At 41.5% G+C, this 17,433-nt stretch carries 11 protein-coding genes and 1 riboswitch; of the genes, 7 read left to right on the top strand and 4 right to left on the bottom strand.

Going from position 1 to position 17,433, the window contains the following annotated elements; translation table 11 throughout:
* Positions 1-145: 145 nt before the first annotated feature.
* Positions 146-655 carry a hypothetical protein gene (locus JR005_RS03410; RefSeq protein WP_004991603.1) on the bottom strand — a complete coding sequence of 170 codons (510 nt, stop codon included), beginning with the start codon at positions 653-655 and terminating at the stop codon, positions 146-148.
* Between the two features lie 168 nt (positions 656-823).
* On the opposite strand from JR005_RS03410, the gene JR005_RS03405 reads away from it, so the two are divergent.
* From JR005_RS03405 to recD, 3 genes are all read left to right on the top strand, one after another.
* On the top strand, positions 824-4,471 hold the full coding sequence (locus tag JR005_RS03405) for an exodeoxyribonuclease V subunit gamma (RefSeq protein WP_218665558.1): 3,648 nt from the start codon (positions 824-826) through the stop codon (positions 4,469-4,471).
* Between the two features lie 6 nt (positions 4,472-4,477).
* A complete protein-coding gene (locus JR005_RS03400) occupies positions 4,478-8,161 on the top strand; it encodes a UvrD-helicase domain-containing protein (RefSeq protein ID WP_218665789.1) in 3,684 nt (1,227 codons plus the stop codon).
* Between the two features lie 135 nt (positions 8,162-8,296).
* On the top strand, positions 8,297-10,057 hold the full coding sequence (gene recD, locus JR005_RS03395; protein WP_004991595.1) for an exodeoxyribonuclease V subunit alpha: 1,761 nt from the start codon (positions 8,297-8,299) through the stop codon (positions 10,055-10,057).
* Positions 10,058-10,638: 581 nt separating this feature from the next.
* On the opposite strand, the gene JR005_RS03390 is transcribed toward recD, so the two are convergent.
* Positions 10,639-11,946, bottom strand: a complete 1,308-nt coding sequence (locus JR005_RS03390) for an EstA family serine hydrolase (protein WP_034698234.1) — start codon at positions 11,944-11,946, stop codon at positions 10,639-10,641.
* A 271-nt stretch (positions 11,947-12,217) separates the two neighbouring features.
* Between JR005_RS03390 and rpsO the strand changes: the two genes are divergently transcribed.
* Positions 12,218-12,487, top strand: a complete 270-nt coding sequence (rpsO, locus tag JR005_RS03385) for a 30S ribosomal protein S15 (protein ID WP_004991585.1) — start codon at positions 12,218-12,220, stop codon at positions 12,485-12,487.
* Between the two features lie 283 nt (positions 12,488-12,770).
* On the top strand, positions 12,771-14,858 hold the full coding sequence (pnp, locus tag JR005_RS03380) for a polyribonucleotide nucleotidyltransferase (RefSeq protein ID WP_171063297.1): 2,088 nt from the start codon (positions 12,771-12,773) through the stop codon (positions 14,856-14,858).
* A gap of 64 nt (positions 14,859-14,922) precedes the next feature.
* Here pnp and JR005_RS03375 read toward each other — a convergent pair whose 3' ends face one another.
* Positions 14,923-15,138 carry a YdcH family protein gene (locus JR005_RS03375; RefSeq protein ID WP_004991581.1) on the bottom strand — a complete coding sequence of 72 codons (216 nt, stop codon included), beginning with the start codon at positions 15,136-15,138 and terminating at the stop codon, positions 14,923-14,925.
* Positions 15,139-15,481: 343 nt separating this feature from the next.
* Between JR005_RS03375 and JR005_RS03370 the strand changes: the two genes are divergently transcribed.
* Entirely contained in the window at positions 15,482-16,705 is a 1,224-nt protein-coding gene (locus tag JR005_RS03370; RefSeq protein ID WP_004991577.1) for a magnesium transporter CorA family protein, read from the top strand.
* Positions 16,706-16,754: 49 nt separating this feature from the next.
* A riboswitch (Fluoride riboswitch) is annotated at positions 16,755-16,823 on the top strand.
* Between the two features lie 70 nt (positions 16,824-16,893).
* Positions 16,894-17,274 (top strand): fluoride efflux transporter CrcB, encoded by a 381-nt coding sequence (crcB, locus tag JR005_RS03365; protein WP_151724100.1) that lies wholly within the window; start codon positions 16,894-16,896, stop codon positions 17,272-17,274.
* A 10-nt stretch (positions 17,275-17,284) separates the two neighbouring features.
* Here crcB and JR005_RS15210 read toward each other — a convergent pair.
* Positions 17,285-17,433 (bottom strand): ClbS/DfsB family four-helix bundle protein (locus tag JR005_RS15210; RefSeq protein WP_218665788.1); only part of this gene is annotated, 149 nt, incomplete at its 5' end.

Raw genomic sequence — 17,433 nt, 5'->3', positions numbered from 1 at the left:
GTCAAATATTTAATAAAACTTAAAAATATGGAATTGTTTGTAGGAAAATTTATATGAATTGTACCTAATTAAAGACAAAATCTAAAAAAGAGAGTTGATCCCAAGCCATGTTACTCAGGATCAGTTTAGAGGAATTTACTTGAATTTAGGCGACAATGCTTCCATTTACATTCTTTTGTTGAATGCGTTTCGCCAGTTGGTAACAATCTTGCACATGCGCTTCAGCCACTTTTTTCATCACGATATAGCCCAAACTGGCCGCGACAATTGACCCACCTAGCGGGATAAATTTGGTGACTTGTTTGGTAATGACTTTACCCACAATGCCATTTAAGGATTTTTTTACCGCAGTTCGTGCCACGACCAAGCCTGAAAATTCAAAGCCACGTTTGCGTAGTTCATTCCAGTGAATTTTTTTAGTTTCTGGATCATAGACACTAATATGATCGGGCGATAAACCAAAACGGGCGCTAATATCTGGAATCAATTGTGACAAGATTCCAATATCGATGACCACATCAAAAAATGGAATTGGAACCACAGCGGCGCCTGCGGAAAAGTAAGCGCGTTTTTTGACCATGTCTAAACATTCTTCGCGCACTTGTTCAAGGTCAAGTTTTGGATCAATTGAATCAGGAATATTTTCTATTTTCATTGGGCTTATACTCAAGTCGGTTCCTTTTGTATCATTCAAGCATGTATTTTAAATGATGTTCACATTTTTATTTCATGCCATCAACGTGACATAGTTGGATTTAGATGTATAGTGACGAATGTTTATGATTTTGTGCATAAAAGCATAGCTTAGTAAGGTAAGGAATACATGGCCATACATGTCATTCAAAGTCAACGTATCGATGTGTTATTGCAAGGACTGGCGCGAACTTCACAATCTCGCCATGAACAACCTTTTCAGGTGTTGGCGACCCAGCATTTTATAGTTCCCAATGCTGCGGTGCAGCAATGGCTGACTGAAAAACTGTCTGAACTGCAAGGGATTCATGCCAATTACCAGTTTCATCAACGTATTCGTGGCTTTCAGTGGTATGCCTATCAACAAGTATTAAGTGAGCACAAGGATCAGGTTCGTAAAGCCAATATTCCGCGTCTGATTTTAAAATGGCGAATTTATAAGGCACTTTATTCGTATATTCAGTCTGAACAGATGCAACTTACAGTTGAACATCCGTTGTATTCGATCATTGCCCGCATTTATGACAGTGCAGATCGTCTGACACAAGGCATTGAAAAACAGCTTAAAAAGCAAAGTATGTTGTACTGGATTGCAGAACAAGTCTCACAATTATTTAGCAATTACATGTTGTATCGTGGCTCTTGCACTAAAAATTGTATCGGACCATGTACATGTGCCAGCAATTGGCTCGATGCATGGGGACGTGATCAGGCATTAGAAATTGAAAAATGGATCGTCCATAAAGATCAAAGTGTTTCAGCGTTTCAACTACAACAAGCACAAGAGTTAGAAGCGTGGCAACGCTGGTTATGGAAAGAACATTTCCATCAGGATTTTTTAGAGATAGAGAAAATTGATGAGCTGTTTTGGCAGCAGCTTGATAATGAACAAACACGTGCGCAAGCGTTAAAACAGTTACCGCAACAAGTGGTGTTATTTACTTTGCTGGATCTGCCACCTAGTCAGTTACAGTTTTTACGTCGTTTAGGACAATATCTTGAGATTTATATTTTTCATTATAACCCGTCACAGGAATACTGGGCCGATAGCGTCGATCCACTTTGGAAACAGCGTTATGATGTCGGAGTAAAAGAACGTTTTATTGCCAAGAACCCTAAAGCAACAGATATTGAAATTGCGGAATTTTTTCAGCAATTTACCTTGCATTTTAATGCCGAAGCTCGTGAATCACGACATCCTTTATTAACCCGTTTGGGCAAGCAAGCGCGTGATCATTTTTCATTATTATCCAATTTATCGACGGGAGAAGAAGGGCATTGGGTCGATGCTTTTGTCGATGAGTTTCCAGAAACCTTATTGGGACATGTGCAGTCTGATATTTTGCATTTGGCTGAACCCAAAGCCGCGGATTATGCCGTTGATCTAAACGATGAATCGATACAGATTCATGTCTGTCATTCTGGTTTAAGACAACTGGAAGTATTGCGAGATCAACTAATCTACTGGTTATCTCAAGGAACAACAGAACAGCCACGTCGTCCGAGTGATATTCTGGTGCTTACGCCGAATCTTAAGGAATTAGAACCCCAGATTCGCAGTGTTTTTCCAGCGACAACAAGTGCTGAGGGCGTGTTCTTACCTGTAAAAATTGCAGGAGTAGCGCAGCTTGATGTCTTGAATGCATGGCATGCAGTATTAGGTCGTATTCAACTGTTACACAGCCGTTTTAATTACGATGAGTTCGCCGATTGGCTCAGTCTGAGTGCAACGAAATTGTGTTATGGACTCGATGACAGCCAAGTCTCACGCTTATTGGCGTTGTTAGCCGCAGCAGGCTTTAAACGTGGCTTTGATGCAATTCATTTACAGCAAAGTCTTGTTCAGGGGGATGAGGATTATCGCTATAGCTTTAAATTTGCACTGGATCGATTGGCGTTGGGGATTGCGATTCCCGATCATGTGCTATTTCAAGGTACGTTAAGTTATGCGCAGGTACAACCTGATGATTTTGAAATTATTGATAAATTGATTCAGATTTATCGGGATTTTGATGAGCGCCGTGATTGGTTAATAGCACACGAACAAGGTGAGCAACTGGCTGTTGAAATCTGGTTAAAACGGTTAATGGCAGATGTCACTGAGTTTGAACAAGCAGGCGTAACGGCTTTAAAATCTGCACGTGACGCAATTAAAAAACAAGAACGTATGGTGACTCTGGCCAGTTTTTATGGCGAAGCTGATACACAGCATTTGCGTCAGATTGCCTTGCCATTGCCTTATCTACTTGAAGAAATTCAGCACACTTTGGAAAATCAATCTGCACAGGCAGAACCCACAGGTCAGATTACCTTGAGCCAAATTGGTCAGATTCGTCCATTGCCTTATCGTTTGGTGGTGTTACTCAATCTGGATCAGGGGCAATTTCCAAATCGTGACAATCACACTCCGTTTGATTTGATGGATGTATTACGTCCGCAACTCGGTGATCGCTCACGTCTGGAAGATGATCAGGGTGCATTTTTGGATGCGGTGTTGTTGGCGAAAGATCATCTCTGGTTATTTTATAATGGCTTTGATGTGAATGATGGCGAAGTCCGCGAGCCTTCCAGTATTGTGCAGGAACTCACCACACATTTGGCGAAGATTGTTAAACCTAGTGCCGATCTCTCTGAACGTGCAATTGCACTAGCTTTGCCATTTAAACAACTGGGCATAGCACCACAACTGGCGTCACTTTATCGGATTCATAGTTTACAACCTTTCGATGTGACCGGCTTTACTCAGCAGCCCGCTTTACAGCGCTATCAGGACCACTGGTATCAAGTGGCCAAGCATATTCAGCAGCCACAAGAGACACGTTTGCCGTGGGTGAATATCGATTATCAGCCACCATCGCAAGATCTATTATTACTTGATAGTCAACAGTGGATAGCCGATATCACTTTTCCTGCACGGTTGTATTTAAAAACTTTAGGGGTTGAAAATTGGAATGAACAGGCATTATTAGATCAGGATGAGCCTTTGTTCTTGGATGGTTTAGCTAAGTATGCGATTCGTGATTTTTTACATCAGCATCAAGCCGATGCTGCTTCAGATTTGTTATTAGATCAACTCCCTGTCAGTAAAATTAAATACAGTGCATGGCAGCAAAGTTTATTTGACCAGCAGCGTTTACAATCGCGGTTGCACGGTTATGCGATGCAGGAAACCCCAATCACCTATCGAACTTGGCGTTTATCCTCACCCTTACATCTGAACATTCAAATTCCTGAAGATGACGTTCAGGATTGGGTCAGTGTGCAGGCATCAAGTGCGCGAGCGAAACGGATCGCTAAAGTTTGGTTGGAATATTTGATTTGGCTGAGCTTTTTAAATCAGGGCGAGCATGTACAAGACAAGCGCCGTATCGTGGTGTTTAGTGATCAAACCGTGATTTGTGAAGGGATTTCATCGGGTCAGGCGCGTCAATACCTCGATGAATGGTTGACAGCATGGCACTATGCGCGACAGCAGCCGTTGGTGTTGCCTGCGGCACTAATATTGCAACCTTTGGAAAAGGCTAAACACTATCATTGGGAAGAGACTGAGACAGGATTTGTATTGGCTGAAAAAGATCGTGAAAATATTTTAAAAGAATGGAATAAAACAGGGGCGTTTAGCGCATTAGATGTGACACAGGATGAAAGTAGTAAGTGGCATCAGGATTGGATGTTTATTTTACAGCAGCAAGATGCTCAGGCCTTACTCAATGTTGCACTCATACAATTTTCTTATGCTTTATATGCCCCGATTTTTCAATATGTACGCACGGAGTAAGCCTTGATCTCATCTCACTCAGCCGTGTCTTATCAACCGATTACCGATATTGAATTCTCAGGTTTACATCTAATCGAGGCTTCCGCAGGCACAGGAAAAACCTTTACTTTGTCGAGTTTGATGGTACGTATTTTTTTGGAAAAATATTTACCCAATCAGGTCATCGCGACTACATTTACCCGTGCAGCAGCAGCAGAGTTGAAAACTCGAATACGGCTGCGTTTGCAAGACATGTATCGTGATCTACAAGCCTATCGTGGTTTGACGGAACAAGAGGTTTTAGCGCAAGCCACAAAGCAATCTGATCCTTTAATGAAGCATGTATTGCCTCATTTTGCGACACGAATGGACTATGCCTGTGAGCGTTTAAAACTAGTGCTGGATCAACTGGATGAACTCTTTGTCGGGACTCTGGACAGTTTTAGTCAAAAACTATTACGCGAATTTGCATTTGAAAGCGGCAAAATCGAGCGTGCGCAAATTACGGATGATGCCAAACGTTATACCCGCCAACTCATTCATGATGTGCTACGTGAATGGATTCAGGCACAACCGCAAGCATTGATCGATGGTCTATATAATATTGGCGCTTTAAAAAGTGTCGATGCGTTTGTGGATGTGGTTGAAAATTCGTTGAACTTTACTTCAGCACAATTTCAGTCGGCACCAATGCCTGTATTGAATTGGGAGGTGTTGACTCAATTTCAATCTTTTATACAGCATTCGGATTTGAGTGACCTACATGCGTATTACGAGCTTGATGGCGAATACTATACCTGCATCAATGGCACCTCATTTCGAAATGGCGCATTTCATGATTTATTTACCGTGCATTTACCCCAGCTGGCTCAGGTCTTGGCTGGTGAAAATGTATTACAGATTTTTGATGCTCCACTCGCCAGCGCGCGTGAGGCTGCATTTAAATTTCTGGATAAATTTGAACAGGGCAAAATATTTAAAAAATGTCCTGCCGAGGTGAGCGATGGATTCTATCATCATCCACTAATTCAGCAGTGGGTGGAGATCATTCGTCATTTAGGCATCCTTCAAGATCAGCTTGAACAATTACAACAGTATTTAAAAGCCTATCTGTGTCTGGAGGTCAAACAGCGTTTACCCCAACTCCTTCAACAAAAGGGCGAAACCACCTTTTCACAGCAGATTCGTACCCTTGCGGAAGCATTACAAGGCGAGCAGGGACAACGCTTTGCGATTTTTGTGCAGGCTCGTTATCCCTTGATTTTGGTGGATGAGTTTCAGGATACCAATCAAGATCAAGATGATATGTTGGCCAGCATTTGGCGACATCCGCAGCGTTATCAAAAAGGCTGCATGATTATGGTGGGAGACCGTAAACAGGCGATTTATGGCTTTCGCGGCGGTGATATGCTGACTTTTCTCAAGGCGCATCAAGATATTAAAGCCAAGCAAGGACGAGAATATCAGCTCAGTTTTAATCACCGTTCGGTCAAGGAGTTGGTGGAAGTTGTTGATCATCTTTTTCAACAGCAACCTGATTTTGGCGAGCAAGTTATTTATGACCCGATTCAGGCAGGCTCGCGTCCGCATCCAGCCTTGATCGATCAAGGTCAGCCTAATGTTACACCTTTACGTTGGTTGATGCTGAGTGATAAATCTAAAGAGGCTGAACAGGTGGCATGGAAAATCCGTGCGCTGCTCAATCAGTCACAGACGGGTGATTTATATTTGCAAGCCGAGCAAGCACAGCTCTTAATCGAAGATGATATTGCAGTGCTGTCTAGAAATCATGCTGGACTCGATGCAGTACAGTCTGCTTTGGAATATTTAGGCATTCGGGTTCATCGACCGTCACGAAAAAGCGTATTTGATCATCCGATAGCACAAGATGTTGCTGCTTTACTGACCGCAGTTTTGCATCCCTACGATGAAGCCAAAATTAAACGTGCATTATTAAGTCGTCTCATTGGACTGAATTTAAAGCAACTGGTTGAGCAGGAACAGACTACAGAAGGTTTGAGTGCTTATATCGCGGCCTTTGATCATTTGCGTGAGCTGTGGTTGCAACAGGGCTTTCTAAGCGCATGGCAAGCCTGCATGAACCAGTTTAACGTCTGGCAAAATCTGGTGGCGCAGCACAGTAAAGACCATGAACGTGATGTGGTGAATTTACGGCATTTGAGTGAAATTTTAAGTCAGCACAGTGAACATTATCAGGGTGTGCAAAATCTCTATCACTGGTATTTAAAGCAGCTCCAAGCTCCAAGCCAGCGTGATTGGGAAATGGAGCGTAAACTTTCCAGTGATGCAGGCATTCAACTGATGACCATTCATCAGTCCAAAGGTCTGGAGTTTAAGATCGTATTTTTATTGGGGGCAGATAAACCTTTTAAAGATCAAAATACGGCTTTAAATTTTTCAACTATAGATGTTGCCCATCCTGAAAATGGACAAGTGACCACACAGCGCGTGATCGCCATTCAGGATAAACAACGCTTAAGTTCTGAAGCCTTGGCGCAAAATGAACAACGCAGTCGTGCCGAACAAAACCGACTCTGGTATGTGGCGCTGACTCGTGCCAGCCATCGCGTCTATGCCATGATGCAGGATCAGCAGCAAAAATCACTGGATGCATTGGCATTCTGGAAATATCAACACGGGAATTTTCAGCATCCATTTAGTTTTGATGAACAAGAGTTGGCAGAATGTCCACCGCCGTTTAAAGCGAAAATCACCGAGCCAAAACTCAACTTACAAGCACAGCCTTTGCCAACACAGCGTTTTTATGCACGTGGCAAAACCAGTTTTAGCTATCTGGCGCAACACTTAAAACCGCATCAAATCGCCAGCGATCAGTTGGCTGCACAGGATCAAAAACTGGAGCAAGCCGCAGATGAGCAAGATCATTTAATTGTTGAAAGATCCACGCTCACACAGCCCATTCACTGGATTCAGCACAATTTTCCTAAAGGCACATTGGCAGGGAATTTTTTGCATGAGATTTTTGAACATGTCGATTTTCAGGATCAAAGTGAATGGATTGCTGAAATTCGTCGGCGTTTTAAAAACGATTATGGTAGTTTATGGGATCAGCTTTATAGCATCTATCAACAGGATTTCCCTGAAAACGAACAGAATGAGAATCAGCTTTATCAATGGTTAGCAGATTGGTTAAAGCAAGTATTAACCACGCCATTACATCAAGGTTTTCAGTTACATCAACTGCAAGCAGGTCAATTTTTATCTGAATGTCCTTTTTACTTGGCATTGTCGGATCGTGTACTGGCGATGCGTCGTATTCAGCAATTATTTTTGGAATATCAGATCGAAATGCCTGATTTTCTGGAGGCACACGCTGCGCGTTACTTAAATGGTTCGATTGATTTGATGTATTTTGATGGTTCACAGTTTCATATTGCCGATTATAAGAGTAATTATCTGGGCAAAGACTTCAACGATTATCGGGCGGATGCAATTCAGCAGAATATGCGCCAGTCCAGTTATTGGTTACAGGCTGCGTTGTATTTGGTAGCGTTGCATCGTTATTTAAAAGTGAAATTGCAACATTATCAGATTGAGCAGCATTTGGGGGGCGCAACCTATTTGTATTTACGTGGCATGAATGGACAAGCTGATCAGGGATATTATTACTGGCGACCTGACACCGAGTTTATTTTGCGTCTGGATGCAATTTTAGGCTACTTTGATTGAGATGGCTTCGGGTAAATGCTTGAGGATAAAATCCCGTCTAAAATGCGGATAATTGATATAAAATTATATTAATCAAATTGTTATTTTGTGGATAAGTGTGTTAATAAACTTGTGGAAAAGCTTGAGGATAACTGTGTGGAAAAGCAAACTGACGCTGAAAATGCAGAATTGAGATGGTTGAAAAATTGGAGTGAGTATTTGGCTCAGGCACCATTCAATCTCAGGGAGCGCAATTCTGCCGAAATTGCCGAGCTGTTGCAAGCGTTAATTGAAGCAAGTTTACAGGGCGATAGCGGTTTGGCGATTTCTTCGTCAAATGTTCCTGAAGTTGAGGATTTTATCATTGATGAACAGCAGGCGAGAACTCAAGTTGCCCCGATGATCTATGATAGTGAATTATTGGCTTTATATCGTTATTGGTCATTGGAACAACGCCTTGCTCACCAAATTGCCCGTTTAAGTACGCAACAGATTCAACCGATAGCGATTGATGCTTATCTAGATTTATTAACAGATTCACAGCAACGTGCTGCTTTGCACATGGTCGCCAGTCAAGCGCTAAATATCATTACAGGTGGGCCTGGAACAGGTAAAACCTATACGCTGGCGCGAATTATTGCAGTTTTAAACCAATCTATTCCAGATATCAGGATTGCGATGGCGGCTCCAACAGGTAAGGCGGCACAGCGAATGCAAGAAGCCTTACAAGCCTCATTTAATGATGAAAAACTGTTGGCCTCGGGTCTGGTCACTGACACTCTAAAACAGCAAACCACGCAAACCCTGCATCGTTTACTTGGTCTGGGTCATCGGCAGATTCCACGATTTCATGCCAAACAACCTCTACCTTATGATGTGATCGTGATTGATGAAGCATCCATGCTGGATTTAAATCTCGCGACCTTGTTACTCGAAGCGATTCCCCAGAATTGTCGTCTGATTTTATTGGGAGATGCCAAGCAGCTTGCTTCGGTGGATGTTGGCTCAGTATTGGCAGATGTACAACAAGTGCCTGAACTACAGAAACATCTGGTTCATTTGATCAGTAGTCGCCGTTTTAGTGCGGAGGCTAAAATTGGTCAATTGGCGGGTTTTATTCAAAACGTCAAGCGAGATCAATCTGCCGAACAGCTTCTTCAACAATTTGAACAGCAGATTGCCATTCCTGCCACTTTACAAAACATTGAACTCAATGCTGCGATGAATGATGTGGTTCAGCTTGAGTATTTGCCTGATCAAATCACCGATCTGATACATTATTATGAACAATTAATGGCAGGGTTTATTCCGTTTTTGCGACAATTAAAAACCTATCAACAGTCGGACTATGCTCAGGAAAATATAGATTCTGTAATCGAAGCCTTTGATCAATATCGTATTTTGGTGGCAATCCGTTTTGGTGACTTCGGTTTGGAACAAATTAATCTTTATGCTGAACAATGGTTGACTCAGCATTTATCTGTTCTAGCTGTCGGTGGGTGGTATATTGGGCGTCCTGTAATGATGACTTATAACGATTATCAACTGGGTATTTCCAATGGCGATATTGGATTATGTTTTCGTCACCGCACCGATCCTGAACAATTTGAAGTGTATTTTCCAAGTTTGAATCTCTGGATTGCCGCACATCGTTTGCCAAAAAATATTCAGACCGCTTTTGCTTTAACCATCCATAAATCACAAGGCTCAGAATTTGCCCATACGGCGGTGGTATTTGATCACTCCGCAGAAAAATTACTCAGCCAAGAACTGATTTATACCGCGATTACTCGCGCCAAAAAAGTAGTGAGCTTACTGGTGGATCGGACTGCGTGGAGTAAAGCTTTAACCGTAAAAACCACCAGAACAAGTGGATTGCTTAGAAAAATTAATAAAAATTTAGCATTGTTAAGTTAGTCTATGCGGTAGACAGATCTGTACGAAAATGCTTACATGGTTTCAAGAAATTTGCGGATAGAGCCGCTGCCTTTTTTTTGAGATCATAGTTCTGCACAAAAAGCTCAGCAAGGAATGCTGAGAAAATCGCAAAACAATAACCATAAAGTTGAAAAACAGCGAACTTACAGTGAAGTAAGTGATAAGCGAGGAAACTTACAGCCGCTAAGCCTTGTAGTTTTGGGAGAGACTACAGGGCTTTTTTATTGTCTTTTATCTGATTCTTAGATTAGCATTTACAGTGATCAAAATTTAAATAAAAAATACAGAATATTACAAATAGTTAGGATAAATCATGGATGATTAAAAAACATAAAATATTGCGTAAGTTTTCACTTACATATTGATACGTAAAATACTACTTTTCTACATAATGAGTTGTGGCAGAATGACAAGTGTAGGAACTGATGATGTCTAGCTCGTATATACATCATGGAGTAAAAGGTTGTAAGACCTTGAGACAACAATAAAATAAAACAACAACGATTCAAAATAAAAATACAGCGCAAAAGAGCCCAAGTTATGCTTGGGCTTCTTTTTGTCTAAATGGCTTGTAGCCACTCATGTTCAGCTTGACCTGAACCAAAAAGCGAACGACGCGATTGCTTTGGAATTCGTGGACATTGCATCGAGATTTGGTAAAGTACATTTGCTAAAGCAGGTAAATGGGTGCCAATCACCGACTTTCCTGTGGTCAAAAATGACACGCTAATATCGCGCTCAGGATCAGCCCAGCACAAAATATTGGAAAAGCCGATATGCCCAAAGGCTTGTGCTGTTTGCGGGCCAAATAATCCGACAGGATTACTTCCGAGCATTGGGCCAAGTGCATAACGCATCGGGGCGAGTAAAGTGCGATCCAGACTGGTTACTGAGGTGGGTAAGGTCGCTCGAAATACGGTGCGGGGACTCATGATTTGCTTACCTTGATATTGACCGCCACTCAACAACATTTCAAAAAAGCGGCCTGCTTGTTCAGCACTGGTATAGATATTGCCAGCGGGACAAATCGTGTCCATAAAACGCGTGTCATTGGTCACATCGACTGCCAGTTGTAAACCACCACCGAGCACATGATTGAGATAATGATCCGTTCCCAGACGAGGATGTAAACCTGTCGGATAATTCAATGCCACTTGGTCGCGGTATTTAGCGTCTAAACCATAATTGAAAAATGGCATATTCATGGGCTTTTCGATAGTTTCATGTAGAAAACGGCGTAGATCCTGACCAGTTACGCGCTCGATCAATTCACCTAAAATATAGCCCGCAGTGACGGCATGATACGCTAGCCGCGAACCTGATACAGATACTGGCTTGGCAGCATACAATCGTTTTAAAATTTCATCCTTATCGAACAGTAATTCGGGTGTTACCTCGCCTTCAATTTTGGGAATACCGCCACGGTGTGACAGCAAATGAAATATCGTGGTGCGACGTTTACCATGTGCGGCATATTCAGGAATATAATAACTAATCGGGTCAAGTAAATTAATTTCGCCTTGTTCATCTAGCATGTGGATCAACATTGCTGTAACCATTTTTGAGGCAGAAAACAGGCAGACAGGTGTATCAGCTGAACCGATTTTTGCCGTGTTACTTAATCCCCGAGTTGAATTGCCAGAGGCATAACCTAGACTACGGTTGAGTAAAATCTGACCTTTGCGGCGTAAACAAAAACTGATGAAGGGATAATTTCCAGTTTTATAAGCACTTTCTACACTTTTCCATATTTTTTGTCGTTGTTGCTCGGTCATTGCCCCTTGTTCTGGGTGAACTTCATCCTCTTGTCTCATCACAGCAGCAAGATCACGGGGTACAAAACAGGTATTGGTTGATAATAATTTCACAGTCATTCCATATCTTTTCTTTTTATATCAGATGAGTGTGCAGCGTTATGAGACAAATGTCAGTGTCTAAAATGACCAGCATGCATGCGTAATGTGCAATGAAATATTGCCAAGCGGATAAGCTGTATGATTTAAGAATTGTCAATTCAACCTGAATCCTTTAAAATACGTCACTGCTGTAGTGATGCACGGCAGTCAATTGGTTTTAGGTTCTCCTTGAATCGATTGATCAGTATCAATTTATTTTATTTAAGCATCTCGGAGAAATCGAATGGCTTTAACTAACACAGATCGCGCAGAAATCATCGCTAAATTTGCTCGTGCTGAAAACGACACTGGTTCACCAGAAGTACAAGTTGCTTTATTGACTGCTCAAATCAATGATTTGCAAGGTCACTTTAAAGAACATAAACACGACCACCATAGCCGTCGCGGTTTGATCCGTATGGTTAACCAACGTCGTAAATTACTTGACTACTTAAATGGTAAAGACCACGGTCGTTATGTAAGTCTAATTAACGAACTAGGTTTACGTCGTTAATTCGATTTCAGGCTTGATTTTCGGTATTTATATGACGTGGTGTTTAAGCGTTAAAAAGAGAGTGCTGAAAAGAAAGTATCATTTGGTGTGTGTCACTAAATGACTTTAGAAGGGGCGATTGTTCGCTCCTTCTTTGTGTTTATTCTCTAGTGAGGTCGGCTTCTAAGCTTTGTCATTGACCATTGTGTGTAATCATCTGATCGCAATGGTTTGAATGCCAAACCTTAGGGGTCTCCACTAGAATAATTGTTCAAAAAGAACTAGGAAAATATAATACATGTCAATGTTTAATATCGTTCGTAAAGAATTTCAATTCGGTCAGCATCAAGTTGTTTTAGAAACAGGTCGTGTGGCACGTCAAGCAAATACTGTATTAATCACCATGGGCGGTGTAACGGTACTTGTTGCTGTAGTTGCTCAACCTAAAGCAAAAGCCGGTCAAGACTTTTTCCCACTGACTGTAAACTATCAAGAAAAACAATATGCTGCTGGTCGTATTCCAGGTGGTTATGGCAAGCGTGAAGGACGTGCGTCTGAAGCTGAAACTTTGATTTCACGTTTGATTGACCGTCCAATCCGTCCGTTGTTCCCAGAAGGTTATTTCAACGAAATCCAAGTCACTGCAACAGTGGTTTCTTCTGATAAAACTATGGATGCAGATATTGCTGCCATGTTGGGTACATCTGCTGCATTGTCAATTGCGGGTACGCCGTTCCGTGGTCCAATCGGTGGCGCGCGTGTTGGTCTGATCAATGGCGAATATGTTTTAAACCCAAACTTTGAGCAATTGGCTCAGTCTGATCTTGACCTAGTTGTTGCGGGTACAGAATCAGCAGTCCTCATGGTTGAATCTGAAGCTAAAGAGCTTTCAGAAGATCAAATGCTGGGTGCAGTTCTGTTTGGTCATGACGAAATGCAAATCGCGATTCAAGCGATTAAAGAGTTTGCCGCGGCAGCGGGTGCAGTTGAGTCAACTTGGGTTGCCCCGAGCAAAAATGAAACGTTACTTGAACAATTAAAAGCGGCGTTTGAAAGCAAAATTTCTGAAGCTTATACCATTGCGGTGAAGCAAGATCGTTATGCAGCGCTTGATGCATTATATGCAGAAGCAGTTGCCCAATTTGTTCCTGAAAATGACGAAACAGGCATTGCAGACGAAGTCAACGAGCTATTTGAAGATCTGAAATACCGTACTGTACGTGACAATATTTTGTCAGGTAAGCCGCGTATCGATGGTCGTGATACTAAAACCGTTCGTGGAATCGATGTACAAGTGGGTGTACTAGAACGTGCTCATGGTTCAGCATTGTTTACACGTGGTGAAACTCAGGCATTGGTCACCACCACTTTGGGTAATACCCGTGATGCGTTGATGGTTGACACTCTTTCTGGTACTAAAACTGACAACTTCATGTTGCACTATAACTTCCCTGCATATTCTGTGGGTGAAACGGGCCGTGAATCTGGTCCGAAACGCCGTGAAATTGGTCATGGTCGCTTGGCTCGTCGTGGTGTTCAAGCAGTTCTTCCTGCTGCTGACCGCTTCCCGTACGTGATCCGTATTGTATCTGACATTACTGAATCAAATGGTTCATCTTCAATGGCTTCTGTTTGTGGTGCTTCATTATCATTGATGGATGCGGGTGTTCCACTGAAAGCACCAGTTGCGGGTATCGCGATGGGTCTAGTGAAAGAAGGCGAGCGTTTCGCTGTTCTTTCAGACATCTTGGGTGATGAAGATCATTTAGGTGATATGGACTTTAAAGTGGCTGGTTCTGCCAACGGTATTACTGCGCTACAAATGGACATCAAGATCGAAGGGATTACCGAAGAGATCATGGAAGTTGCATTGAATCAGGCATATGCTGGTCGTATGCACATCCTGAATGAAATGAATAAAGTCATTTCTCGTGCACGTCCAGAAATTTCAATGTTTGCACCAACCTTTGAAGTCATCACGATTAATCCAGACAAGATCCGTGATGTCATTGGTAAAGGTGGCGCGACCATTCGTCAAATTACTGAAGAAACCAAAGCAGCGATTGATATCGAAGACAATGGTACGGTACGTGTATTTGGTGAATCTAAAGCGGCTGCACGTGCTGCGATTGCTAAAATTCAAGCGTTAACCGCTGAAGTTGAGCCAGGCAAAATCTATGATGGTAAAGTGATTCGTATCGTTGAATTTGGTGCGTTTGTGAACATTATGCCAGGTACGGATGGTTTGCTTCACATCTCTCAAATTTCAAATGAACGTGTTGCCAACGTGACTGATGTATTGAAAGAAGGTCAAGAAGTCAAAGTTCAGGTGGCTGATGTCGATAACCGTGGTCGTATTAAACTGACCATGAAAGACATTGAACAGGCTTAAATAAAGCTGTTTAAAATTAATTAAAAAATCCGCCGCGGCGGATTTTTTAATGCTCATCAATCCACTATTGTTCTGCTTGTTTCAGCATTTTATAGAGTTCATCTTTGAGTTTTAATTTCTGGCGTTTTAAGTTTTCAATTTCATCTAAACCGCTGGTTACAGGGTTTTGCTCTAGACGAATGATTTCGTGATCGAGCGCATTGTGTTCTTCAAAAACTTTGGAAAAATGCGCATCATCTTGCTTGAGTTGACTGATAAGAGCGCGATATTCTGGGAACATAAATTCACCTTTGATACTGTGTTTAAATTCATCTCTCTGATTTGAGTATGCGTGAAACTCACCAAAAATGATCGTAAAAAGCATGGACGAACCATACAGATTTAATCCTTAATAATAGTAGGGTTTTATGCTATAATATGTCAGTCTTATTGAGTGAATATTTTTTTATTTGTGTAAAATTTGATCAATTTGCAGTGTTGCATTGTAATTTTTGAGCATCCTCGCTTCGATCCATCTTGATAACTATCCATTGAAATTGAATATTGTCCTCAATTGTTGGGTACTTAAGTTTTTATTCAAAGATTTATGCTAAAAATAACAGTAGAAATTAAGAGATACTGTTATGCAGATTTATTATTTTTATCGGCACACTACAGAACAATATGTGTTTTTAAGTCATGAACATCAAACCGATCATCCGTTGATTTTTCAATGGGTCGATTGCATACGTGAAGATGTGGTCAATCATGCAGAAGAATGGCAAAAAAAAATTAAAGCGATCACAGATCTTAGCATTAACGAATTTCATATTCGGGATATCTTAAATATTGATCATCCGTGTGATTTTGACACCATGGAAGATTACGATGTTCTGATCTTTAGAAAAATTATTACGCCAGAAGATCATATCGAAAACAATAATAGTGTAGGCGAGCAACATGAAAGTATCTTTGGACTGGCGACCACACCAATTAGCTTTATTGTGAGTCAGCATATTTTGGTTAGTGTCAGAGAGCAGGGTAATCAAGCTGTAGATAATTATGTGCAACGTTTTCAGAGTATTTTACAGCGCAGCATACAGGAGCAAAATAAGCCCAGAAAACTGCCTCAAAGTCCGATTGATTTAAGTTTGAGATTACTTAATACGATTATTGATGGTTATCTGGCATTGCGAACTCCGCTGACCCGTCGTGTTGAACACTGGCAAAGAGAGTTGTTACAGGGGCGAAAGCGCTTTAATCAATGGCCACAACTTTTTCAGGAAAATATGGCATTTCAGCAAGTTGAAAACTTGTGTGAAGAACAGATTGAAACGTTGCAGGAACTACGTGATGAACTTGTGGAAAATTATCACCATTTGATGGGTGAACATGCCACCGAATCTCCTGATCTGTTATTAGTCCGTATGAATGATTTGGTTAGTCATTTAGAACGCACTCAAAAACACACCTCTCGTTTGCGTATGGCGATTCAGTCTGCAATTGACTTGCACTTCAATGCGATTGCCAATCAAACCAATGAAAATATGCGTATTTTGGCGATTATTACCGCTGTATTTGCGCCGTTAACCTTATTAACAGGGGTTTACGGCATGAACTTTGAATTTATTCCGGGCTTAAAGTCGCCATTGGGCTTTTGGATGATGCTTGGCGTGATGCTATTGTGTACTGTCTTACTACTATATTATTTTTATCGACAACATCTGGTGGGACGTGGTGAAAAAAGTGTGATTGAGCTTTTGGCGCAGCAAAAGCGACAGCATAACGTCAATTTGTTTTGGTTTCTGGATTATGAGCCTTTAAAGCAAACCCTGAAAGAAGTTGAAAAGATAACCAAGCTTAAGTAAAACCTGCATGAGGGTTCAACTTCACATTTGAATTTGACTCGGTTAGACTAGAGCTACAGGAGATGGCATTCCTCCTGCTACAAACCGCCAGTGATTGGCTAATGATGCCTACGATCCTTTCATTTGACAGAGGAGCGTAGGTGTACGTGCTCTGTTGAATAAACATGATTTTGGAGCATGTGGTTATTATGTATTACTCACTTTTGTCTATCGCGCTGGGTTCTATATTAGGGGCGTGGTCACGCTGGTTTTTGGGTTTAAAATTTAATGCAACTTTTGAAAATGTCCCACTGGGAACATTGCTGGCAAATTTAATTGGTGGTTTTATTATTGGTTTTGCCATCGCATTTTTTGCCAATACCAATCTCAGCCCAAACTATAAATTATTTATCATCACGGGGTTTTGTGGGGCACTCACCACATTTTCGACGTTTTCGGCCGAAGTCGTGGGTTTGTTGCAGCAACAAAAATTTTCCATCGCGATTTTTGTGATTTGTATTCATTTGCTAGGTTCGTTGATCTGTACCATTTTAGGATTATTATCTTATCAATGGATTGCACCACATTAATGCTTATGAATTACACCCTAGGTTGAAAATTTTGAATTTTGAGCCATTTACTGACTCTGTTTTTGGCATTGAGATACGGGGAAGCCGTATTCAATTGAATCATGCGACCCATAGTCCATTGGTTGTACCAGCTTTTTTCATACAGTTCTGAATTGGTTT

This window comes from Acinetobacter sp. Colony158, assembly GCF_019264745.1.
Lineage (GTDB): Bacteria > Pseudomonadota > Gammaproteobacteria > Pseudomonadales > Moraxellaceae > Acinetobacter > Acinetobacter ursingii.
This window is presented reverse-complemented; position numbering and strand designations above follow the sequence as displayed.

Bases quoted from the DNA above. Each gene is read 5' to 3' on its own strand.
- JR005_RS03410 (WP_004991603.1), bottom strand. From the start codon at position 655: ATGAAAATAGAAAATATTCCTGATTCAATTGATCCAAAACTTGACCTT.
- JR005_RS03375 (WP_004991581.1), bottom strand. From the start codon at position 15,138: ATGTTCCCAGAATATCGCGCTCTTATCAGTCAACTCAAGCAAGATGAT.
- JR005_RS03370 (WP_004991577.1), top strand. From the start codon at position 15,482: ATGCAGATTTATTATTTTTATCGGCACACTACAGAACAATATGTGTTT.
- crcB (WP_151724100.1), top strand. From the start codon at position 16,894: ATGTATTACTCACTTTTGTCTATCGCGCTGGGTTCTATATTAGGGGCG.
- rpsO (WP_004991585.1), top strand. From the start codon at position 12,218: ATGGCTTTAACTAACACAGATCGCGCAGAAATCATCGCTAAATTTGCT.
- pnp (WP_171063297.1), top strand. From the start codon at position 12,771: ATGTTTAATATCGTTCGTAAAGAATTTCAATTCGGTCAGCATCAAGTT.
- JR005_RS03405 (WP_218665558.1), top strand. From the start codon at position 824: ATGGCCATACATGTCATTCAAAGTCAACGTATCGATGTGTTATTGCAA.